The organism is Lacinutrix gracilariae, assembly GCF_042684485.1.
Classification (GTDB): domain Bacteria; phylum Bacteroidota; class Bacteroidia; order Flavobacteriales; family Flavobacteriaceae; genus Oceanihabitans; species Oceanihabitans gracilariae.
In genome coordinates this window covers 688,011-711,684 of sequence record NZ_JBHULM010000007.1, presented here as the reverse complement: position 1 = coordinate 711,684, position 23,674 = coordinate 688,011, and the positions used below count along the sequence as shown (strand labels likewise).

25 protein-coding genes are annotated in these 23,674 nt (G+C 31.0%); 21 read left to right on the top strand and 4 right to left on the bottom strand.

The annotated features are described in order from the left end of the window. Positions 1–18 precede the first annotated feature (18 nt). From ACFSSB_RS06165 to ACFSSB_RS06150, 4 genes are all read left to right on the top strand, one after another. Positions 19–159, top strand: coding sequence for a hypothetical protein (locus ACFSSB_RS06165; RefSeq protein WP_379902109.1), 141 nt, complete (start codon positions 19–21; stop codon positions 157–159). Between the two features lie 43 nt (positions 160–202). Then, positions 203–679, top strand: coding sequence for an Hsp20/alpha crystallin family protein (locus tag ACFSSB_RS06160; protein WP_379902107.1), 477 nt, complete (start codon positions 203–205; stop codon positions 677–679). 94 nt (positions 680–773) lie between these two features. Then, a complete protein-coding gene (locus ACFSSB_RS06155; protein ID WP_379902105.1) occupies positions 774–1,004 on the top strand; it encodes a hypothetical protein in 231 nt (76 codons plus the stop codon). Between the two features lie 43 nt (positions 1,005–1,047). After that, positions 1,048–1,542, top strand: coding sequence for a hypothetical protein (locus ACFSSB_RS06150; RefSeq protein WP_379902103.1), 495 nt, complete (start codon positions 1,048–1,050; stop codon positions 1,540–1,542). 132 nt (positions 1,543–1,674) lie between these two features. On the opposite strand, the gene pepT is transcribed toward ACFSSB_RS06150, so the two are convergent. Beyond that, entirely contained in the window at positions 1,675–2,913 is a 1,239-nt protein-coding gene (pepT, locus tag ACFSSB_RS06145; RefSeq protein ID WP_379902101.1) for a peptidase T, read from the bottom strand. Between the two features lie 134 nt (positions 2,914–3,047). Between pepT and ACFSSB_RS06140 the strand changes: the two genes are divergently transcribed. From ACFSSB_RS06140 to ACFSSB_RS06095, 10 genes are all read left to right on the top strand, one after another. After that, on the top strand, positions 3,048–4,079 hold the full coding sequence (locus ACFSSB_RS06140) for a quinone-dependent dihydroorotate dehydrogenase (protein ID WP_379902099.1): 1,032 nt from the start codon (positions 3,048–3,050) through the stop codon (positions 4,077–4,079). Positions 4,080–4,082: 3 nt separating this feature from the next. Beyond that, the gene (locus ACFSSB_RS06135) at positions 4,083–4,700 is read left to right on the top strand and encodes a LysE family translocator (RefSeq protein WP_379902097.1); all 618 of its coding nucleotides are present in this window, start codon (positions 4,083–4,085) and stop codon (positions 4,698–4,700) included. 48 nt (positions 4,701–4,748) lie between these two features. Further along, the gene (locus tag ACFSSB_RS06130; RefSeq protein WP_379902095.1) at positions 4,749–5,615 is read left to right on the top strand and encodes a hydroxymethylglutaryl-CoA lyase; all 867 of its coding nucleotides are present in this window, start codon (positions 4,749–4,751) and stop codon (positions 5,613–5,615) included. Positions 5,616–5,717: 102 nt separating this feature from the next. Then, positions 5,718–6,221, top strand: coding sequence for a ferritin (locus ACFSSB_RS06125; protein WP_379902093.1), 504 nt, complete (start codon positions 5,718–5,720; stop codon positions 6,219–6,221). Positions 6,222–6,571: 350 nt separating this feature from the next. After that, positions 6,572–7,735 (top strand): hypothetical protein, encoded by a 1,164-nt coding sequence (locus ACFSSB_RS06120; RefSeq protein WP_379902091.1) that lies wholly within the window; start codon positions 6,572–6,574, stop codon positions 7,733–7,735. A gap of 116 nt (positions 7,736–7,851) precedes the next feature. Further along, entirely contained in the window at positions 7,852–8,379 is a 528-nt protein-coding gene (locus ACFSSB_RS06115; RefSeq protein WP_379902088.1) for an FMN-binding protein, read from the top strand. Next, complete coding sequence (locus ACFSSB_RS06110) at positions 8,379–8,876, top strand: hypothetical protein (RefSeq protein WP_379902086.1); 498 nt, start codon at positions 8,379–8,381, stop codon at positions 8,874–8,876. Before ACFSSB_RS06115 ends, ACFSSB_RS06110 begins: the two co-directional genes overlap by 1 nt. Positions 8,877–8,964: 88 nt before the next feature. Next, positions 8,965–9,669 carry an Insecticidal toxin complex protein gene (locus ACFSSB_RS06105; protein WP_379902084.1) on the top strand — a complete coding sequence of 235 codons (705 nt, stop codon included), beginning with the start codon at positions 8,965–8,967 and terminating at the stop codon, positions 9,667–9,669. A 71-nt stretch (positions 9,670–9,740) separates the two neighbouring features. Beyond that, complete coding sequence (gene guaB, locus ACFSSB_RS06100; RefSeq protein ID WP_379902082.1) at positions 9,741–11,213, top strand: IMP dehydrogenase; 1,473 nt, start codon at positions 9,741–9,743, stop codon at positions 11,211–11,213. Between the two features lie 303 nt (positions 11,214–11,516). Next, a complete protein-coding gene (locus ACFSSB_RS06095) occupies positions 11,517–12,251 on the top strand; it encodes an energy transducer TonB (RefSeq protein ID WP_379902079.1) in 735 nt (244 codons plus the stop codon). A gap of 42 nt (positions 12,252–12,293) precedes the next feature. Here ACFSSB_RS06095 and ACFSSB_RS06090 read toward each other — a convergent pair whose 3' ends face one another. Then, positions 12,294–13,013: a DUF998 domain-containing protein gene (locus ACFSSB_RS06090; protein ID WP_379902077.1), complete on the bottom strand. Its 720-nt coding sequence runs from the start codon at positions 13,011–13,013 to the stop codon at positions 12,294–12,296. A gap of 148 nt (positions 13,014–13,161) precedes the next feature. On the opposite strand from ACFSSB_RS06090, the gene ACFSSB_RS06085 reads away from it, so the two are divergent. The 6 genes from ACFSSB_RS06085 (at position 13,162) to ACFSSB_RS06060 (ending at position 18,959) form a co-directional block, all read left to right on the top strand. After that, complete coding sequence (locus ACFSSB_RS06085) at positions 13,162–15,312, top strand: TonB-dependent receptor (protein ID WP_379902075.1); 2,151 nt, start codon at positions 13,162–13,164, stop codon at positions 15,310–15,312. Between the two features lie 96 nt (positions 15,313–15,408). Then, positions 15,409–16,032, top strand: coding sequence for a hypothetical protein (locus tag ACFSSB_RS06080; RefSeq protein WP_379902073.1), 624 nt, complete (start codon positions 15,409–15,411; stop codon positions 16,030–16,032). A 22-nt stretch (positions 16,033–16,054) separates the two neighbouring features. Then, the gene (locus ACFSSB_RS06075) at positions 16,055–17,392 is read left to right on the top strand and encodes a 2TM domain-containing protein (protein ID WP_379902071.1); all 1,338 of its coding nucleotides are present in this window, start codon (positions 16,055–16,057) and stop codon (positions 17,390–17,392) included. A 2-nt stretch (positions 17,393–17,394) separates the two neighbouring features. Further along, positions 17,395–17,715: a 2TM domain-containing protein gene (locus tag ACFSSB_RS06070; RefSeq protein ID WP_379902069.1), complete on the top strand. Its 321-nt coding sequence runs from the start codon at positions 17,395–17,397 to the stop codon at positions 17,713–17,715. Continuing rightward, a complete protein-coding gene (locus ACFSSB_RS06065) occupies positions 17,706–18,062 on the top strand; it encodes a 2TM domain-containing protein (protein WP_379902067.1) in 357 nt (118 codons plus the stop codon). The genes ACFSSB_RS06070 and ACFSSB_RS06065 overlap by 10 nt, the downstream gene beginning before the upstream one ends. Before the next feature lie 141 nt (positions 18,063–18,203). Further along, positions 18,204–18,959, top strand: coding sequence for a LytR/AlgR family response regulator transcription factor (locus ACFSSB_RS06060; RefSeq protein ID WP_379902065.1), 756 nt, complete (start codon positions 18,204–18,206; stop codon positions 18,957–18,959). A 2-nt stretch (positions 18,960–18,961) separates the two neighbouring features. Here the strand turns inward: ACFSSB_RS06060 and ACFSSB_RS06055 are convergent, their stop codons facing one another. Then, a complete protein-coding gene (locus tag ACFSSB_RS06055) occupies positions 18,962–20,137 on the bottom strand; it encodes an LETM1-related biofilm-associated protein (protein ID WP_379902063.1) in 1,176 nt (391 codons plus the stop codon). A gap of 276 nt (positions 20,138–20,413) precedes the next feature. On the opposite strand from ACFSSB_RS06055, the gene ACFSSB_RS06050 reads away from it, so the two are divergent. After that, on the top strand, positions 20,414–22,642 hold the full coding sequence (locus tag ACFSSB_RS06050) for a TonB-dependent receptor (RefSeq protein ID WP_379902061.1): 2,229 nt from the start codon (positions 20,414–20,416) through the stop codon (positions 22,640–22,642). A 113-nt stretch (positions 22,643–22,755) separates the two neighbouring features. Here the strand turns inward: ACFSSB_RS06050 and ACFSSB_RS06045 are convergent, their stop codons facing one another. Next, positions 22,756–23,643: a LysR substrate-binding domain-containing protein gene (locus tag ACFSSB_RS06045; protein WP_379902059.1), complete on the bottom strand. Its 888-nt coding sequence runs from the start codon at positions 23,641–23,643 to the stop codon at positions 22,756–22,758. Between the last annotated feature and the right edge of the window lie 31 nt (positions 23,644–23,674).

The window sequence follows — 23,674 nt, the reverse complement described above, 5'->3', positions numbered from 1 at the left end:
GTATAAAAAAATGAAAAAATGGCATTTTTAAAGGGATTCAATGGAAGTGATTCTGAAAAAATGACAGAAATAGCCTTGTTTTTTAAAATAATTTTAACAGAAAAACAAGCTATACTTGGTTTGGTATTTTTTTTGAAAATATTAAAACGGAATCTCTAAGGTTTCGAATTTGAAATAATGTTTAATTTAAAATTTTGTAATTATGAGCAATTTAGTTAATGTTCCTAAAAACGGAAGTTTAGCAAACACAAATTCAAATGCAAACTTCCCAACAATTTCTAATTGGTTAGAGGATATTTTTAATAGAGATTTACCATCTGTATTTACCTCTAATTTTAATACAGGCATTACCTTACCAAAGGTAAATATTAAAGAAACAGCAGATGCTTTTATGGTAGAAATGGCTGTTCCTGGTTTAAAAAAATCTGATTTTAAAATAGACCTAGAAAATCAAGAATTATCTATTTCTACAGAGGTTAAAGAAGAAAAGGAACAAAGAGAAGAAAACTACACACGTAGAGAATTTGGCTATTCTTCGTTTAAAAGAACCTTTACCTTGCCAGAAAGTGTAAATGAAGATCAAATAAAAGCAAGTTATAACGATGGCATTTTAAGTGTTCTTTTACCTAAAAAAGAAGAAGCTAAACAAAAACCTCCAAGAAGCATTAAAATTTCATAAGGCTATTGTTGTTTTAATTGAAGTACAGAGTATGAGGCTGAATTTTTTCAGCCTTATGCTTATAATTCATAGTAATCATTAAAATAATAAGGTTATGCCAAGAAAATTTAAACCAGGAGATTGGGTGAAATTAAAAGGAAAATTTGCTGCTCCAAAAATGGAAGTACTCAAATATGTTTCAAAAAAAGATACTCTTTTAGATCTGGTTAATAATAACAGCTATTTGCAATGTGTTTGGTATACCAATGGAGAAAGAAATGTAGAAGTGTTTCACCAAAATAAATTAATAAAATGCATCAAAACAGGAGGTCTTTTTAAAACATAAGGTTAAATAAACTTTATAATGTATAACATAAAATTTTTATAAAATGAAAAAGTATATGGTATTGTGCATTATAGCCATGTTAAGCATTAGTTGTAATGGACAAGTAAACAAAGAACAAAATATAGACACCAAAGACCAAAAAAATAACCTAGTAGAAAAACCTGAAGGATCTTGGAAAGTAGATAAAGAATTTGATGAAAACGGAAACTTAATTAGATATGATAGCATTTATTCTTGGTCTTCTAATAACAAATACGACCATTTAAAAGATGCAGATAGAGATAGTTTAATGCAATCTTTTAAATCTAGATTCTATAGCAGTTTTTCAGGATTTAAAAATCAAGGTTTTGAAGATATTTTTGCTAACGATTCTCTTTTTAGTAAACAGTTTTTTAATGCTGATTTTTTTGGAAGTGATTTTGGCAAAGATTTTATGGATATGGATAGAATAACACAGCAAATGATTGCTAGACAAAAGCAGTTTTTAGAAAAATACCAGTCTGAGTTTATAAAACCAGAAGAAGAGGATAAGAATTAAACTAAAAGAGATTTAGTAGTATAAGCAAAAAGCCATAACAAGTTTGTTATGGCTTTTTGTATACAGTATTGCGTTTGTAAATAATTGGCTAAAAGGAATACCCAATTCTAACATGTGTATTTACTTGGTGTCTTACTTTTTAAGCGCAGTAAGTTCTGCTATTTTACAAATTACTTCAGTAGCTTTTAGCATACTCTCTACAGGAACATACTCATAACGACCATGAAAATTATGTCCTCCAGCAAAAATATTAGGACAAGGTAAACCCATATAACTTAATTGCGAACCATCTGTACCACCACGAATAGCTTTAATAAGCGGTTTAATATCTAGTTGCTTCATTGCTTCTTCAGCAATATCTACAATATGCATTACAGGTTCAACCTTTTCTTTCATATTAAAGTATTGGTCTTTAATTTCAATAGAAACTACCTCACGACCATACTGCGTATTTAATTCATTGGTTAGTTTTTGCATCATTTCTTTTCGTGCTTCAAAATGCTCTTTATCATGATCACGAATAATGTATTGTAAAACCGTTTCTTCAACTTCCCCATTTATAGAATACAGGTGAAAGAAACCTTCATAACCTTCTGTATGTTCTGGAGTTTCCATTCTTGGTAGTGAATTAATAAATTCTGTAGCTATGTACATAGAATTTATCATTTTACCTTTTGCATAACCAGGATGTACAATTTTACCTTTTACTTTTACAACTGCTCCTGCAGCATTAAAGTTTTCGTATTCTAGTTCCCCAATTTGGCTTCCATCCATAGTGTAAGCCCAATCTGCTCCAAATTTTTCAACATCAAAATGGTGTGCTCCTCTACCAATTTCTTCGTCAGGAGTAAAACCAACTCTAATTTTTCCGTGTTTAATTTCAGGATGCTGAATAAGGTACTCCATAGCAGAAATAATTTCGGTAATTCCTGCTTTATCATCTGCACCTAGAAGTGTAGTTCCGTCTGTAGTAATTAAAGTTTGTCCTTTATATTGTAATAAATCTTCAAAATAATCAGGAGAAAGTACAATGTTTTCGGCTTCATTTAAAACAATGTCTTTTCCGTCATAAGTTTCAATAATTTGCGGTTTTACATTGGCTCCTGTAAAATCTGGCGTAGTATCAAAATGTGAAATAAAACCAATAGTTGGTACTTCATGGTCTACATTACTTGGTAAAGTTGCCATAATGTATGCCTTGTCGTCAATGCTTACATCTTGCATACCAATAGCTTTAAGTTCTTCCACTAAAGCATTTGCTAAATCCCATTGTTTTGCTGTACTTGGTGTGGTTTTACTTTCTGGGTCTGATTCTGTATCTACAGTTACGTAGCCTACAAATCTTTTTATTATGTCTTGTTTAGAAATCATTATATGTATACTATTTTTTTTAATTGGAAAGCGTTAAGTGATTAAAGCTTTTAAGTTTCAAAGTTACAATTATTCGGCTTTATATAAATTGTAAATCACATTTTTTAGAATTACTTTTGTGCAAACATTACTAGATGTACAAATTACTACTAAGACCGATTTTCTTTCTTTTCGATCCCGAAAAAATTCATTATTTCACTTTTTCATTAATTCGCTTTACGTGTAAAATTCCAGGATTTTCCAGCTTGTTTAAAAGCATGTTTGCTATAGAAGATGCTAAACTAGAGCGAAAACTCTTTGGGTTAACCTTTAAAAATCCAGTAGGATTAGCAGCAGGTTTTGATAAAAATGCGGTATTATACAATGAATTGTCAAACTTTGGTTTTGGGTTTATAGAAATAGGAACCGTTACACCTAAAGGACAAGCAGGAAATCCTAAAAAAAGATTGTTTCGTTTAAAAGACGATCAAGGGATTATTAATAGAATGGGCTTTAATAACGAAGGTCTTGAAACTGCAATTACACAGCTAAAAAAGAATAAAGGCAAGGTTATTATTGGTGGAAACATTGGTAAAAATACACAAACTAAACCTGAAGATTATACCAAAGATTACTTAGAATGTTTTAATGGTTTGCATCCTTATGTAGATTATTTTGTACTTAATGTAAGTTGCCCAAATGTTGGTAGCCATGCTAAATTAAATGATAAAGACTATTTGTTAGAATTGATTGGTACTGTGCAAAAAGCCAATAATACATTTAAAAAACAGAAGCCCATTTTACTTAAAATTGCTCCAGATTTAAATGAAGGACAATTAGATGAAATTATCGAGCTTATTGCAGAAACCAATTTAGATGGTGTAATTGCAAGTAATACATCTACAGATAGAACAGGTTTAAAAGCAAGCGAAGCACGATTAGCAGAAATCGGAAATGGAGGTTTAAGCGGTAAACCAATTAAAGAAAAATCTACCAAAGTCATTAAGTACTTAGCAACTAAAAGCAATAAAGCCTTTCCTATTATTGGAGTAGGAGGAATTCATTCTGCAAGCGATGCTCTTGAGAAAATAGAAGCAGGAGCAGACCTTGTTCAAATTTATACAGGTTTTATTTATGAAGGACCTAAACTTATAAAAGATATAAATAAAGCAATTTTAAAAATGTAATGCATGAATTATGATTTGTTACTTTCCTTTGTGTTTGCAACATCTGCTTTAGCATTTTCTCCTGGACCAGATAATATTTTTGTATTGATGCAAAGTATTACCAATGGTAAACAATATGGATTAGCAACTGTTGCAGGTTTAATAACAGGTTGTATTGTACACACAACGTTAGTAGCTTTTGGTGTTTCTGCAATTATAAAGGCCAATGATCATTTGTTTTTTACCATTAAACTTTTTGGTGCTTTATATTTACTTTTTTTAGCCTATAAGGTGTTTAAAGGCGATTCTAGAATAGAGTTTAGTAATACTAGTGCTCCTAAAAAAAGCCTATTACAATTATTTAAACAAGGGTTTATCATGAATGTATTAAACCCTAAAGTGTCTATTTTCTTTTTAGCATTCTTTCCTGGTTTTTTGTTTAGTGATAGCCTAAGTACAGTAACACAATTCTATGTTTTGGGTTTTGTATTTATGGCAGTATCTTTTGTAATATTCTCTTTAATTGCCATTTTAGCTGGATCTATTTCAGATTATTTAAAGCAGAATAATAATGTAGGAGTTGTTTTAAAATGGTTGCAGATTGTTGTTTTTATTGCCATTGCCATTTTAATCTTACTTTAAAATCTAAATCGTTTTCGTTACTACGAATCTTTTTTATCTTTGACCTATATGAAAAACAAACACGTTAAAGTTATTGAATGTCCTCGTGATGCTATGCAAGGTATAAAGCAGTTTATACCAACAGAGCAAAAAATACAATATATTCAGTCTTTATTGCGTGTAGGTTTTGATACTATTGATTTTGGAAGCTTTGTGTCTCCAAAGGCAATTCCGCAAATGGTAGATACAGCAGAGGTTTTAGCGCAGTTAGATTTAAGTACTACCAAGAGTAAATTATTAGCTATTGTAGCTAATCTTCGTGGTGCCGAAGCTGCTTGTCAACACCCAGAAATAGATTATTTAGGCTATCCTTTTTCTATTTCAGAAAACTTTCAAATGCGTAATACGCATAAAACTATTGCACAATCGGTGTTACTTTTACAAAATATACTAGAAGTAGCAGACAAACACAATAAAGAAGTGGTGGTGTATATTTCTATGGGATTTGGTAATCCGTATGGAGATCCTTGGAATGTAGATATAGTAGGAGAGTGGACCGAAAGATTAAGCAAAATGGGAGTTAAAATACTTTCGCTTAGCGATACTGTAGGAACCTCAAATCCTGAAAATATAGATTATTTGTTTTCTAATTTAATTCCGCAATATTCTCAAATAGAATTTGGTGCGCATTTACACACCACACCAACCACCTGGTTTGAAAAAGTAGATGCAGCTTACCAAGCAGGATGTAGAAGATTTGATGGAGCCATTCAAGGTTTTGGTGGTTGCCCAATGGCAAAAGATGAACTTACAGGTAACATGCCAACCGAAAAAGTACTTTCTTATTTAACTACCAAAAAAGCACATGATTTAAGTGCAATGTCTTTTGAAAGTGCTTATAATGAAGCCACAAAAATCTTTTCTAAATACCATTAAAGTTTAACAATATTATAAAACTTGTATTTTGGTTCTTACTTATAAATACAATATTTTTATAAATACAACTTAAAATTTCATTCACTAGATAAAACAAATAGCATGAACACTACTATAGAACAACTATTAAACGACCAAATTAAATATGAAGCACAAGCATCTATGCAGTATTTAGCAATGGCTTCTTGGGCAGATGCTAATGGCTTTAATGGTGTTGCAGATTTTTTCTACAGCCAGTCTGATGAAGAACGTGTGCACATGCTTAAACTAGTAAAGTTTGTAAATGAAAGAAGTGGTAACGTAGTAGTTCCTGCTTTGCAAAAACCTACCGATTCTTTTAGCGGAATTATTGAACTTTTTGAGAAATTTTTAGAAAGTGAAATATTTGTAACCGAAAAAATTAATCAGGTCATTTATGAATGTCTTCAAAATAAAGATTATAACGTGCATAATTTTATGCAATGGTATGTTACCGAACAATTAGAAGAAGAAGCAATGGCTAGAACCTTGTTAGATAAATTAAATATAATAGGAACAGATAAATCTGGTCATTATTTATTTGATCGTGATATTAATGATATTGCATCTTCACACCAAAAAGGGTAGGTAAACACTTGATAATTATATCTTAAAAGATTCCTCTATGGAATCTTTTTTTTATAAGTTTGCATTTATTTAGAATAAATTAAAATAATGCAAGCAGAAATATCTCCTAAAATAATCCCTGTTTTAATAACCTCAAGCGTTATTTGCTGTAGTGGTAATAAGAAATCGAAATGCTGTAAAAAGTATAAAAAGAAAGGAAAGTCTAATTGTAAACGCTGTCCTAAATTGTAATTATTAAGTTTATTTAAAATAAATCTAAATAAACTTGCACATACTATTATTCAATACTATTTTTGCGGACTTAAATAAGAAATTATTTATAACAAGTCTAAATAAAGATAAAATTGAATATGAAAAAAATTACTCTATTCTTCACATTGTTAGCTACTTCAGTAGCTTTTTCTCAAACGGTTGTTCAAGATACAACTGCTACAAAAAATCAACAAGCTAATGCTGTGCAGAACATTTTAAATGGTACTGCCTCTAAAGGAATTACTATTGGTGGTTATGCACAAATAGATTACAACCAACCAGAAGGTGATAATGGTACCTTAGATGTACATAGATTGGTAATGCTTTTAGGTTATAAGTTTAGTGATAAAGTACAGTTTGTAACAGAAATTGAATATGAGCATGTAAAAGAACTTTATGTAGAGCAAGCTTTCTTAAACTACAGCCTAAACGATAAAATAAATATTCGAGGTGGTTTAATGTTAGTACCAATGGGAATTGTAAATGAGTATCATGAACCTACAGTTTTTAATGGTGTAGAAAGACCAAGTATGGATAAAAGTATAGTGCCAACAACATGGAGAGAAATTGGTGTTGGTCTTACAGGTAAATTAGATAACGCTTCGTTACGTTACCAAGCATATATTTTTAACGGTTTTACTTCTTTAAATGGAGACAGTACTTTAGGAGGTAGTAACGGTTTACGTAATGGTCGTCAAAAAGGAGCAGAATCAACAGTTAATACGCCTAATCTTTCTGCTAAAGTAGATTACTATGGTATTTCTGGTTTACGTTTAGGTTTATCTGGTTATTTTGGAAGAACGCAAGCAGAAGACGATATTCAAGAAACGCCAGGCGCAGATGTAGGTATAAATATGTTTGGTTTAGATGCTCGTTATATAAACAAACGTTTTTCGGCAAGAGGACAATACATTCACGCTTTAATTAGTGATGCAGATGATTATAATGCTTTATATGAAGCTAATTTAGGAAGTGAACTTAAAGGTTGGTACGCAGAAGCTGCTTACAACTTACTACCTCTAAATAAGGAACAAAAATTAGATGCCTTTGTTCGTTATGAACAATATGATACACATGCAGCTACTAAAAATGCAGGTATTACTAGAAATTTAGCATATAACAGACAAGAGTGGACAGGAGGATTAAGTTACCACGTTGCAAATGGTGCTGTAGTGAAAGCAGATTATCAAATATTAGATAATGCAGCAGCAGGAAACGATGCAACAGGACAATTAAATATTGGTTTTGGTGTTTGGTTTTAATTCTATATTATAACTTTTTATATACCTTCTCTTTTTTTAAGGGAAGGTTTTTTTATTTAAAAGTATTGTAATAAATACCCAATGGTTTAATAACCTGCTTTAATTATATTTGTACTATGAATTTTAAACAGATCTTTTTATTATTAATTGCCTTAAGCATGCTTTCTTTTGGATTGCCAAAAAACATTCAGAAAAAAGTAGACAAAGAGATTAAAAGTGTTTTTGATATCGAAACATTTTCATTTACTCCAAAAGTAATTTCTACAGATATAGCAAATACATTACCTTCTAAATTTGAAGAAAACAACCTTTTTGAAATTAAAAAAGAGGATGCTCTTTTAGGCTACGCTTACGTTTCTAAAGCGGCTAGTAAAACAGATGAGTTTGATTATTTAGTGCTTTTAGATACCGATTTAATTGTTTTAAAATCTAAAGTGCTTATTTATCGTGAAGATTATGGAGGAGAAATAGGAAGCAAACGTTGGTTAAAACAATTTATAGGAAAAACCCAAAATGACCAATTGCGTTATGGAGATAATATTGTAGCAATTTCTGGAGCTACAATATCTGTACGTTCTATGACTAATGCTATGAATAATTTATTACAATCACTAAAAATACTTCATTCTAAAAACATTTTATAATGCAATTAAACGGCTTGATATATGCATTTCCTAAAGAGATTAAAGGGTTATTAGTTGCTTTTGTTATTGTATTAAGTATTGGTTTTTATTCCGGTTTATTGTTTGTTTCAGAAACTTCTGGAACAAAACCTAACGGAATTCAAGAGCAATATTTAGGTAATGAAGCCGATGAGGAAGCAACGGTAATGAAGTTTAAAAAAAGTGAACAAGAAATGCTCACTTTAGTACATGGACATATTTTATCTATGTCTATTATCTTCTTTTTAATAGGTGTTATTGTAAGTACTACAAAACTTCATAAAAAATGGAAGCTGTTTTTAATGATTGAACCTTTTGCTTCTGTTTTATTAACCTTTGGAGGAATTTATTTACTTTGGAAAGGGTACCATTTTATGAAATATATTGTCATGTTCTCTGGTGCACTAATGACAATCACTTTTACTGTTTCTGTATTAATCATTTTAGTACAATTACTTTCTAGAAAACCAGCGCTTTAAATAATTTGTATTGTAGCCTTTCTAGCATGCTGTATTTATTTTAGTATCTTTTCTGAAATTATAAAGAATTCCGTTTTACTGAAAAAATATGAAGCAGCTTGTATTTGTTCTTATATGTAGTATTTCCTTTTCGGCATTTTCAAAAGAATGGAAAACCCTTCAACACTATAAAGAAGTAACCAATAAAAATACCTTAGCAACACAAGATTGGTTACGTGCAGACCGAAAACAAAACACTATCGTTTGGCAGAAAGCAAATATATTTAACCTTCAAAATAATATACCACAAGAATACCAAAGCATACAACAACGTCGTGATTTTTATGCATGGTATTACCAAGAATTAGATAAAAAAGGGCATGAAGTAGTATGGCCAAAAATGGCACACTTTATTTCTAGTAAATTACAACTAATAAAAGCGTTTCCTTATAACATCTTTACCAAAAAAAGCATAAAAAACTATGCTTATCTTGGTAGTGAAACCGTTTTTAATCATGCATTTGTTGAAATGGAGAAATTATTTTTCTCTAAAATAACCTTAAAAGGAAAAGAAGCTTTGCAATGGGATAAAAGTATTTTGTTTAAAGAACAGTATAAATGGATTGAAACTATTTATAATTCTATAGATGCTAATAGCTTGAAAACCATTAGTAAAATGGCGAAAGGGAAAGGTTTTTATGGTGTAATGCTAACAAAAGAAATTAGGTTTCAAGGTACTATTTCTAGTGCAAGAGATAGGTTTGAATATGCCATACATACGTTAAGAGCCTATTGTAAAAAACGATATCGTTAATTTAATTAAAACTTAAAACTTTTATCCTAATTATTGTCGTATATTAGCATGCAATTAATTCTAATTGCAACATGACAGCACACAACAACAAAATTGTAGGAGAAGGTTTAACGTACGACGACGTACTTTTAGTTCCAGCGTATTCCGAAATACTACCACGCGAAGTCAAAATTCAAACAAAATTTACTCGTAACATTACTATAAATATTCCTATAGTTTCTGCAGCTATGGATACCGTTACAGAAAGCGCTATGGCAATTGCTATGGCTAGAGAAGGAGGAATTGGTGTTTTACATAAAAACATGACTATTGCGCAACAAGCAAATGAAGTTAGAAAAGTAAAACGTGCCGAAAGTGGTATGATTACAGATCCTGTAACCTTAACTATAGACGCAAGAGTTATAGATGCTAAGCAAAATATGGCTGAGCATAGTATTGGAGGTATTCCAATTATTGATGAAAACGGAACCTTAAAAGGTATTGTAACCAATAGAGATTTACGTTTTGAAAAAGACAATACAAGACCTATTGTTGAGGTGATGACTAGTGAAAATCTAGTAACTGCTCCAGTAGGAACCTCTCTACAAGATGCTGAAGGTATTTTAAATCAACATAAAATAGAAAAACTACTTATTGTTGAAGAAGATTATAAACTAGCAGGTTTAATAACCTTTAGAGATATTACTAAACTTACTCAAAAACCAATTTCTAATAAAGATAGTCTTGGTAGATTACGTGTTGCTGCAGCTCTTGGTGTAACAGCAGATGCTGTAGAACGTACAGAAGCTTTAGTGAAATCTGGTGTAGATGCAGTTATTATTGATACAGCTCACGGACATACCAAAGGTGTGGTTGCTGTTTTAAAAGAAGTAAAAAAGAAATTCCCAGAATTAGAAGTTATTGTTGGTAATATAGCAACAGGAGCTGCTGCCAAATACTTGGTAGAAGCAGGAGCAGATGCTGTAAAAGTTGGTATTGGTCCAGGTTCTATTTGTACAACACGTGTAGTTGCTGGAGTAGGATTTCCACAATTTTCTGCAGTTCTAGAAGTAGCAGCAGCAATTAAAGGTTCTGGTGTACCAGTAATTGCAGATGGTGGAATTAGATATACAGGAGATATACCAAAAGCTATTGCTGCAGGAGCAGATACAGTTATGCTAGGTTCTTTACTTGCAGGTACTAAAGAATCTCCAGGAGAAACTATTATTTACGAAGGAAGAAAATACAAATCATATAGAGGAATGGGTTCTGTTGAAGCTATGAAACAAGGTAGTAAAGACAGATATTTTCAAGATGTAGAAGACGATATTAAAAAACTAGTTCCAGAAGGAATTGTTGGTCGTGTAGCGTATAAAGGAGACCTTTTTGAAAGTATTCATCAGTTTGTTGGTGGTTTACGTGCAGGAATGGGATACTGTGGCGCTAAAGACATAGAAACTTTAAAAGAAAATGGACAATTTGTAAAAATTACAGCATCCGGAATTAATGAAAGTCATCCGCATGATGTAACTATTACCAAAGAATCTCCTAATTATTCTAGATAATAAATTCCTGTGTAAACAGAAATTTCATTGAAGAATAGATACATTATTAATTCCTGCGAAAGCAGGAATTTTTTTTTATACTAGCTTTTAGGTTTAAAACAGCTTCGCATTTTTCGTCTAAACGGCCACATTTGTTAAACTCTCTAGTATGGTTTAATAATAATTTTAAATAAGAAGAAAAAGAAGGTTTAGGTGTTTTGCTTAACTTCTTGTTAATCAGTTTTATGTGTGCTAAAAACTGATAATTATCATAGTTTTTCAGGGAATAAATTAGTAACTTAATGAATAAAAAATTATGTTATTATGAAACCAAAGAAAAACCCAAAAATAGAAGTTGGAAGAAATAGCAGCATATATTTTCTTATAGGAATAAATTTAATGCTCTTTCTTACTTGGCAAGGTTTTGAGCAAAAAACCTATGAAAAAGAAGCAATAAAAAAAGAATATATAGAAATTGCTCAGGAGATAGAAGAAGATATACCTATTACCAATTTAAACACGCCACCTCCACCACCTCCACCTGTAGAGCTAGCAACACCAGAAATAATTACTGTGGTAGAAGATAGAGAAGATGTAGAAGAAACAGTTATTGAAAGTAGTGAAACCAGTCAAGAAGAGTATATTGAAGAAAGAGAAGTGGTAGAGGTTAAAGATGTTGTTGTTATTGAAGAGGTAGAAGAGGAGATTGAAGTACCCTTTGCTGTTGTAGAAAACGTGCCTATTTTTCCTGGTTGTACAGGAACCAATGCCGAACTTAAAAAATGCTTTAATGACAAAGTCTTAGCACATGTAAAAAAAACGTTTAGGTATCCCGAAGCAGCCCAAGAATTAGGTGTGCAAGGTAGAGTTTATGTTATGTTTGTTGTAGATACTAAAGGTAATATAAGCAATATTAGAACTCGTGGTCCAGATAACTATTTAGAAAAAGAAGCTAGCAGAATCATTGATGCTTTACCAAAAATGACTCCTGGAATGCAACGTAATAAACCGGTTAATGTACCTTATTCTATTCCTATTACCTTTAAGTTAGATAATTAACTGTGCATAAAACCATAAAGTATAATTAATAAAAGCGCTTTGTTATTCTTTTTTGTGCTTATCGGCAAAAATTAATTCTCCTTTGGTAATCCATGAAATTCCAAAAGCCCAAAGTGCAATACTTTCTAACCAAAAAACAGGTTTTAGTTTTTGTAATTCAGGATATGCTTCTTGTAAATAAAAAAAGTATAATGCAATTAAAGCAATACAGGCAATCATAACATATCCACAGATATGAAATATCGTATTTCGCTTCCTTTTAGGAGCTTCCATTTCTGATTTTGGAGTTTTAGATTGTGTAAATAGAAATAAAGAAAAGTAAATAAGTACTGCAAAAAACAAACCTGCAAAAGTAAAATGTACGGTTTTAATCCAAGGTTCATAAACAATACACTGTTCAGCACAAGTAGATAGTGTATCTACTCCTGTAGGAAAAAATGCAACACCAACAGCAAAAACACAAGCAAGATTTCCGGCAATACTATCTCTTATATCATAACCTTTATAGGTAAACATAAACAAGGCTACAGCACATAAAACACCAACTAGAATGTTTCGCATTTTGGTGTGGTAATAATCGCTTATAGAACTTTGTACAATTTCGCAATTGCCATAATAAAAAGCACCAACTACTAGTAGTATAGGTAATACAATACCAAACAGACCAACAAGTTGTCTTAATAGTTGGTAAGATATTAATTGCGGGTTTTCATGTCCTTCAAATTGTGGCATACCTTGAATTGTTTCTTTAAAATTAGGCATTTTATCTATTAAAAAAAATACGTAGAACTACTTATTTTTAATGTTTATACATCTCAGTAGTGATATTTTACAATTCGGTAGGTTTTAATTTCTAGTATTTGCTAAGTGTTTCATATTTGTGACAACCAATTAAAACCAATAGTAAATTATGAAAAAAGCAATCCTTGTTTTTATTTTTTTAATTAGTGCTTCCGTTTCTGCACAAAGTATAAAAGGAATTGTCACAGATGTTAAAAACAATCCTATACCACAAGCTAATGTATATTTAGAAGGTACCTATGATGGTGCTACTACAAATGAAAAAGGGGAGTTTGCATTTAAAACCACAGAAAAAGGAACACAAACCTTAGTAGTATCTTATATAGGTTTTGAAACCTATACCATGATTGGTGATATTGCATATATGAAGGATTTAAAAATTCAGCTTCGTGAAGATGTTAATTCTTTAGACGCTGTAATTCTTTCCGCAGGAACTTTTTCCGCAGGAGATAACTCTAAAGTAAATGCTTTAAAACCTTTAGATGTGGTTACAACAGCAAGTGCTTTAGGTGACTTTGTTGGTGCATTACAAACCCTTCCAGGAACCACAACAGTAGCAGAAGATGGTAGACTGTTTGTACGTGGTGGAGAAGCAGAAGAAACACAGATTTTTATTGATGGAATAAAAGTGTTCACACCTTATAGTCCTTCGGCAAATAATACACCTTCTCGCGGACGCTATTCTCCTTTCTTGTTTGATGGTATTACCTTTTCAACTGGTGGTTATTCGGCAGAATATGGTCAAGCTTTATCAAGTGTATTGCTTTTAAATACTACAGGAGAGCCAGACCAAGAAAAAACAGATGTTAGTATAATGACTGTTGGTGCTGCACTTGGTAATACGCAAAAATGGAAAAACAGCTCGTTAAGTGTAAATGCTTCGTATGTAAATTTAGCGACTTATAATGCTATTTTTAAAGATAGAAACGAATGGATAAAACCTGTAGAATCTGCTTCTGGTGAAGCCGTTTTTCGTCAGAAAACAAATAACGGAATGTTCAAGCTATATACTGCTTTTGATGCTAGTAATTTTGAGTTAATACAAGAAGATATTAATACTCCTGATGGTGTGCATTTTAAACTAAACAATAATAATTTATATTTTAATGGTTCTTATAAAGGAATGTTAAGTGATTCTTGGACACTGCAAACCGGAATGAGTTATACACATGCTAAAGACAAAATTCATATAGATGATGCAGGAATTAATGACACCCAAAATGCTTTTCATGCTAAAGTAAAACTGAAACATAGATTTAATAATCGTTTTAAATTAAATTTTGGAGCAGAATATATGGCTACAGATTTTAACGAAGCTTATGAAGATGCTGTAACGCCTTCTGTAGATTACGGATTTAACAATAATATAAGTGCAGCATTTACCGAAGCAGATATTTTCTTTTCTAAAAACCTGGCTTTAAAAGCTGGATTACGCTTAGAATACAGTGCTTTGTTTGATGCTGCTACACTTTCGCCTAGAGTATCTATGGCGTATAAAACTTCAGATAAAAGCCAAGTTTCTTTAGCCTATGGTGATTTTTATCAAAACCCAAATAGTGACGTTTTAAAGTTTGAACAAGATTTACAAGCACAACACACTTCGCATTATATTTTAAACTATCAGTATAATAGCAATAAACAAATTTTTAGAGCAGAAGCCTACTATAAAAATTATACAGACTTAGTAAAATACGATAGTGCGTATACCAGTTTTGATGCTAATTATAATAACCAAGGAAAAGGTTTTGCAAAAGGAATCGATTTGTTTTGGCGTGATAATAGTAGTATTAAAAATGTAGATTATTGGGTGAGTTATTCGCTTTTAGATAGTGAAAGAGAGTATAAAAACTATGCCAATGCTGCACAACCAAATTTTGCAAATACACACAACCTTTCTGTTGTTGGTAAATATTGGGTAGACGACTGGAAAAGTCAAATAGGTTTAAGTTATACTTTAGCTTCTGGTAGAACCTATACCAACCCAAATGAAACAGGCTTTTTAAACCAAAAAACAAAAGCATATAACAGTTTAAGTCTTAATTGGGCATACTTGCTTTCGCCTCAAAAAATTCTATACTTTTCTGTAAACAATGTGCTAGGTTTTAAAAATATTAACGGTTATCAATTTGCAGACCAACCAGATATAAACGGCAATTTTGCTAGTAGAAGTTTACGTCCTGCAAACGATCAGTTCTTTTTTGTTGGTTTCTTCTGGACCATTAGTGAAAAAGGAACCGATAACCAATTGAATAATTTATAACAATCTGTCCTTAAAAAATGACAGTTCGGTAGAACACTTTTTAAAAACAAACAGATTCCATAGATATTTGTATCACCATTAAAAAACAATCATAAAATGAAAACTCTAGCCATTATAGTAGTACTATTTGTAACCAGTATAGTAACAGCACAAACCCAATACCAACAAGGTATGCAAAAAGCTTTTGATCTATGGGAAACCAATGCCATAGAAGCCTCGCAACTTTTTGAGCGTATAGCAAAAGTAGAAACCGATAATTGGTTGCCTCCTTATTACGCAGCAGAAACTTTAATTTTAGACGGTTTTAGCAAATTAAATGATAAACAAGCACTAGAGGCACAATTAAATCAAGCGCAAGACTTTTTAAACCAAGCAACAGCTATTTCTAAAAACAATCCAGAAATTATGGTAATGCAAGCTTTGTTACATACTGTTTATGTAGCAAGTGATGGTGCAACCTATGGTATGACGCTTTCAGGTAAAATCATGAATTTGTATGTAGAAGCAGAAAAAATAGCACCAAACAACCCAAGAGTGGTATTAAGTAAAGCTGATTGGAATATTGGTGGTGCGCGATATTTCGGACAAGATATTAAGCCATTCTGTAAAGACGTAGAAAGAGCATTAGAACTTTTTGCTACCTTTAAACCAGAAACAGCATTTCACCCAGATTGGGGAAGAGAACGTGCACAACAAATTTTAGCAAGCTGTAAACAATAGTTTAAAATAGAACCAAAACCTTATGAGTCAATACATAAAAAATATACTAATCACCTTTGTTATTGGTTGCGTGGTATTTGTAATTGGTAATGCTTTTTATAACGGATTTGCATTTAAAAGTACCAATGCCTTTTTAATCAACTTTAGCTTTTATCAGTTATATGCATTTGTGTTAGGCTATTCTAATATGTATTATTTTAATTACTTAGAAAAAAGAACTTGGCAAACAAAAAATGGCATTAGTATTAAACGTGTTGTAATTGGTATTTTAGGTTCTATTATAATAACAATTATAGGCTTATTTATACTAAGAGTATTTACTGCTTTAATTTATAATGGTGTTACTCTTGAAGCTTTTATAGCTAAAGAAAATTGGAAAAATTATTCCTTTGGTGTCTGGATAACACTATCTATTGTTATTACGTTTCATGCCTTTTATTTTTTCGCAAAATTACAGCAACAAAAAGTAAAAGAGCAAAAAGTAATTGCAGGAACAGCAAGCGCAAAGTTTGATGCGTTAAAAAACCAATTAGATCCTCATTTTTTATTTAATAGTTTAAATGTATTAACCAGTTTAATTGAAGAAAATCCTGATAGTGCACAAAAGTTTACCACGTCCTTATCTAAAGTATATCGTTATGTATTAGAGCAAAAAAATAAGGATTTAGTAACTGTAGATGAAGAGCTAGCATTTGCAAAAACCTATATGTCACTTTTAAAAATGCGATTTGAAGATAGCATTGTTTTTGAAATTCCAGAACAAGCAACAAATCCAGAAAGTAAAGTCGTGCCATTATCGCTTCAGCTTTTACTAGAAAATGCGGTAAAGCATAATATAGTAACCTCAAGCAAACCATTATATATTAAAATATACGAAGCAAACGGAAATTTAATTGTAGAAAATAATTTGCAAGTCAAGCAAATAGTTAAAAAAAGTAGTGGCGTTGGTTTAAGCAATATCATGCAACGTTACCAATTATTAACCACAAAAAAAGTAAATATCAATCAAGAAGCAAACCGTTTTGCAGTAGCAATACCAATGCTTACAAAACAAATCACAAGTATGGAACGCATAAATACAAATACAAAAGAAGACGCGTATTACAGAGCAAAAAAACGTGTAGAAGAAATAAAAGGCTTTTATGGCAACCTAACTTCCTATTGCTTAGTTATCCCGTTTTTAATATTTATAAACTATAATACTTCTTGGAGTTTTCAATGGTTTTGGTTTCCTCTTTTTGGATGGGGAATGGGACTAGTAATTCATGCCTTTACTGTATTTGGTTATGGTAAAACATGGGAAGAACGTAAAATAAACGAAATCTTAGAAAAAGAACAAGAACAAAATAAATGGAGGTAATTATGGACACAAACCATTTTAATAATGATCGTATAGAAAAGGCAAGAAAGCAGGTAAAGAGAATTAAAGGCTTTTATTCGCACCTCATGATGTATGTTCTAATTAACGTGATGCTTGTTTTTATTAATATTAAAAATTTAGATCCCGGCGAAAGTTATTTTCAATGGCGTAACTTTATAACTCTAGGCACTTGGGGAATTGCAATACTTATACATGCCGTTTCTGTGTTTTTACCAAATTTTGTGTTTGGTAGCAAATGGGAAGAACGTAAGATCAAGCAGTTTATGCAAGAAGAAGAAGAAAAACGTCAACATTGGAATTAGAAATGATGGATAATAAAAATACAAAAGAAACCTACAGCCAAAATGCGTATAGCAAGCAAGAAGCTTATGATAAAGCAAAGAAACGTGTAGGCCAAATCAAAGGGTTTTACTGGCATTTACTTTCGTATATCGTGATTAATATCGTGATTCTCATTATGATCTATAGAACGGTAGATAGTGCGCATTTTTGGACATTTAATGTCTTTTCTACCGTTTTTTATTGGGGAATTGGTCTCTTTTTTCACTTTTTAGGCGTTTTTGGTAAAAATCTATTTTTAGGAAAAGACTGGGAAAACAAGAAAATAAATGAAATTTTAGAAAAAGAAGAAAAACAAAACTGGGAATAATTTTTTGGGCGTTACCCTTTTTGCAAAAAAGCTGCAAAGGGTCGCGCTTTCCACTTAAATCTTTTTTTACTATCCTTCCTGCCAAAGCAGAAAGTATACCAAAAAAAGGATAACGTTTCAATCGCTAACGCAAATACAAGTATGACAACCATAATTATAGAAGACGAGAAACCATCAGCAAGACGTTTACAACGTATGTTAAATACATTAGGTTTAAAAGCAGAAACCATGTTGCACTCTGTAGAAGAGTCTATACATTGGTTTCAAAATAATACACATCCAGATCTTATTTTTTTAGATATTCAGTTAAGTGATGGTTTGTCTTTTGAAATTTTTGAAAGTATCGATATACAATCTGCTGTTATTTTCACTACTGCTTATGATGAGTACGCATTGCAAGCCTTTAAACTAAACAGTATTGATTATTTGCTAAAACCTATTGATGATGAAGATTTAGAAAAAGCGGTAAATAAATACAAATCTCGTGTTCCTCAAAAACAACATGTTACTTTAGATTTTAATGATATTAAAAAACTACTAGTAAATCCTATAGAAAGAGAATACAAAAAAAGGTTTTCAGTAAAAGTAGGGCAGCATTTAAAACTTATTAATATTGATGATATTGAATGTTTTTATAGCGAAAATAAAGGGACTTATTTACACACTACAGAAGGTAGAAATTATTTGTTAGATACTACATTAGAGCAACTAACCGAAGAACTGGAACCACAGCAATTCTTTCGTATAAACAGAAAATTTTTTGTAAATATTAATGCTATAAAAGATATGGTAAGCTATACCAATTCGCGTTTACAAATAAAATTAAATTCGTTTCATGAGCAAGAAGTAATAGTAGCACGTGAACGTGTAAAAGACTTTAAAGCTTGGTTAGAGTAATTTTAGTCTTCTTCAATTCGGTTATCATCAAAAGCACTAGGTAGTAATTTGGGTATAAATTTTATAACTAATGGTAGTAACAATGCACCACCAGGAAGCATGAAAATAGCCAAGCTAGGTATAGACTTAAAAATATCTAATAATTGACTTTGTACTTTTTTTTGTTCTTCATCACTTAAATCTCTAATAGTAGACTGCGAAATAAGTAACATGAGTTCCTTACTTTCGGTAAGCTCTTTTAATAATCGTTTGCTATTTCTAGAAATAAGCTTACTTACCATATTACTAGAGTTATCATAAAATGTTTTTACAATATTTTTAGAACCAAGTAAAACTATTTGCTCTTTATACGTATTGTAAAACAACGAAATAGAGTTTTTAGCCTCGTTAATTGTTTTTTGCTCTAGTTGTAAATCTGCTCCTAATTGATTTAAAAAATCATGTTCTTTAGTGTCAATAGAGGCATCTGTCCAGGTAGCCATGCAAGCTATGTCTAATATATATTGCGTTTCAAGCTCACTATTAATAAAAGAGATGGCTTCGTTATAGCTAATATTGTGTTTTGTTTGGTAGCGTAAAGATTGCTCAAACAACCTAATTAAACTAGTATCATATTCGCTTTTAGACTTTTTAGCACTTAACACACTTAGCACAATAGTTTCTATAGAAGATTCTAAATTTTTTATATAACTAGTGGTAATTGTGTTGGTTTTTAAATAGTGCTTATAAGCAAGTACATCTATATATAATAAAGCGTTTGTAATAAAGTAATTAAAGCTTTTAGAGATGAGGTTGTTATCTATTAATACACGTTTGTGAATTATTTTTTCTAATAAACCATCCGATTTTTTTTCACCTAATAATTCACTAAAATACGAGGTTTTATATTCTTCAATCTTAGTATAAAATTCAATAACACTATCAGTAAAATGATCTGAGCCATTTAGTTTTTTATAAGAAAAATGAAAAGCTAACAGTAAGTTTATTTTACAAATTTCTTCGCTTGAAAAATCCTTTTTATCTAATAAATCTTGAACAATAGCTACGTTGTTTCCATAAATAAATCCGCTTTCTCTTAACGCTAAATAAAATGCACTAGTAGAAGATTGCTCTAAGCTATCATTATTTTTTATCGTATTTAGTAGTTTGCTTATCCAGCCACTTGCCGATGGATTCATGATTTTCTTATTAAGGTATTGTAAAGATAATTTTTTCTTCGAAACAAAAAATAATTAAAATTTATAAAAATCACTTTTATTTTTTTGCCTAGATAAGTGCTTTCTATTGCTCAATTTTAAAATAAAAACGAAACTAAATCACTAATAATAACGTTGTTTTATTTGCTGTATTGAAAGTAAAAAAAAGAATTGTTAGTAAGTGTTTTAAACTTGTTGATTGTATTAAAAAGGAAATAAGAAATATTTAATATTTTCGCGAAAAAATACTACACATTAATGAGGAATATAATTACAATAATAGTGCTGCTTTTTTCTTTTTCTAGCGTACTAGCACAAGATATTAAAGGAAAAATAACCGATGCGTTTAAGCAACCATTAGAGGATGTTTATATATTTAATGCAAGTACTAATTCGCATGCACATTCATTACCAAACGGAACTTTTATACTCTTAAATAACAAGGTTGGTGATACCTTAAATTTAGGTTTATTAGGTTTTAAAAAACAAACAATAGTTGTAAGTAAACAACATGTAGAGCAAGGTTTAGAAGTAGCATTAGAGAGTAAAACATTAATGTTAGAAGAGCTTGTAATTAAAGAACAATTAAATCCTGTTAATACTATTACTAAAATAGATGTAGCAACAACACCTGTAAATTCTTCACAAGAAATACTAAGAAAAGTTCCTGGATTAATTATTGGTCAGCATGCAGGAGGAGGTAAGGCAGAACAACTATTTTTAAGAGGTTTTGATATAGATCATGGTACAGATATTTCTATTAATGTAGATGGTATGCCTGTAAATATGGTATCTCATGCACATGGTCAAGGTTATAGTGATTTGCATTTTGTAATACCAGAAACTATAAATGAAATAGACTTTGGTAAAGGTCCTTATTATGGAAAACAAGGAGATTTTAATACTGCTGGATATGTTGATTTTTCAACAAAAGACCATTTAAAAGAAAGTACTATTAAACTTTCTGCAGGACAATTTAACTCTTTAAAAACCTTGGCTATGTTTAACTTGTTAGAAGATAAACTAGATCAAAACGCATACCTAGCTGCAGAATATTTAGAATCTGACGGACCCTTTGAGTCGCCACAAAATTTTAACCGATTAAATCTTTTTGGTAAGTATGTCATGTACACACCAGACAATAATAAACTGTCATTAACAGCCTCTCATTTTACTAGTCGTTGGGATGCTTCTGGACAAATACCACAAAGAGAAGTAGATAATGGTAATATAACCCGTTTTGGAGCCATTGATGATACCGAAGGTGGTAATACACACCGTACCAACTTTAATTTAGAGTATAATAAATACATGTCTGATAATACCAAGCTAAAAACAAATGCTTTTTATTCGCATTATGCTTTTGAGTTGTATTCTAATTTTACCTTCTTTTTAGAAGATCCTATTAATGGAGATCAAATAAAACAAAAGGAAGACAGACATATTTTTGGTGTTAATACAGAAATTACAAAAGATCTATCTTTAGGAAACTTACCTCTAAGTTTAACTTCAGGAATAGGTTTAAGACATGATGTGGTTAATGATGTAGAGTTATCTAAAACCTTAAATAAAACGACTATAATTGAAAATGTGCAGTTAGGTGATATTAATCAAACCAATATAGATGCTTTTGTATCTGCTGAGGTTGCACTAGGAAAACTTACTATAAACCCAGCTTTACGTTTTGATTATTTTAAGTTTTTATACAATGATAAACTGCAACCTGCTTTAAATACACAATCGGAAACCAAAGCAATAGTTAGTCCGAAATTAAATTTTTTCTATGATGCCAAAGACAATCTACAACTGTTTGTAAAGTCGGGAATTGGATTTCATTCTAATGACACTAGAGTAGTGGTAGCACAAAGTGGTGAAGATATTTTACCTCGTGCTTATGGTGTAGATGTTGGTAATATTTGGAAACCTTTTTCTAAATTAATAGTTAATTCGGCTTTATGGTATTTGTTCTCAGAACAAGAATTTGTATATGTTGGTGATGCAGGAATTGTAGAACCTAGTGGAGAAAGCGAGCGTTACGGATTAGATTTAGGATTGCGTTATCAGCTTAATGATTGGTTGTTTTTAGATACCGATGCTACCTTTACGCATGCAAGAAGTGTAGAAGAAGCAGACGGAGAAAATTATATTCCCTTAGCACCAGATTTTACAATGGCAGGAGGATTATCGGTTAAAGATATTAAAGGTTTTTCTGGAGGAATTAGATATCGTTTTATTGATGATAGACCAGCAAATGAAGATAATTCTATAGTTGCTGAAGGGTATTTTGTAACCGATTTTAATGTAAACTATACTTTTAGTGATATTACTTTAGGGCTAGTTATAGAAAACCTATTTGATGTAGATTGGAATGAAACACAATTTGCAACAGAATCTAGACTACAAAATGAAGCACAACCAGTAGAAGAAATTCACTTTACTCCAGGAACGCCATTTTTTATAAAAGGTAGCATAAGCTATAGCTTTTAATAGATACACGTCAATACTAGATGCTCTAAAATACTAGAGTTATTATTACTGCTTTTTTTGTAGGTAAGAAAACGTTACGTTTAGCAATAAACTAGCGTTTTCTTTTTTTACGCTTATGCGTTGTTGTAAGTGATTTCAATTTGCTTGACATATTCTATTACGTGTTTTATGGTTTTGTTAGGTTCTTTTTTTCGCCAGTTAATGTATAGGCTTATTTCTTCTTCTAATTCAATAAACTTTACATTTTGAGTTTTGGCAAATTTAAAAGAACTCGGAAGTATAGAAATACCTAGTTCTTTAGATACAAGATTTAAAATCATACCACCAAAATCAGATTCAATGACTGTTTTAGGTTCTAAGTGATGTTTGTTAAATAGATTTCTTAAAAGCGATGCAAAAAAAGTGTTTTGGTGTAATCCAGAAATAATAAACTTTTCATTTTTTAACTCGCTCAAGTTTTCTATAGATTCATTATTTAACCAATGGTTATTAGGTACTACCAAGCAAATAGGTTCAGAAGAAAGCTTTAAAGATTCTATGTTTGCATTTTTTATTTCATCTCTATTAAAAGCAATGTCTGTTTTATAGTCTAGTAGTAGTTTTTCATGATTGTCATCTGTAGGCTCTGTTAGTTCTAATTTTAAATCGGGAAGATTCGTGTTTATAGCGCTTAAAAACTTAGGTAAAAAGCTAAATGCAATAGAACCAGGATATGATATAGAAACAAAACCAGAAGTTCCTTGGTCAATTTTTTTTGCTTGCTCTTGTATATGGTCTAGCTCTTCTATAATGTTGGTCCAATTTTCTTTTAAAAAGACTCCTGCATCTGTAAGTTTTACATTTCTTTTATCTCTTTCAAAAAGTTGTATGCCAATTTCATCTTCTAGAGATTGAATGTTTCTAGTTAATGAGGATTGTGCAATAAATAGTTTCTCTGCTGTTTTCCAGAAGTGTAGCTCCTTAGCAAGCGTTAAAAAGTATTTTATTTGTTGTGTAGTCATGATTAATGCGTTTTATGCATTAGTTAGGCTA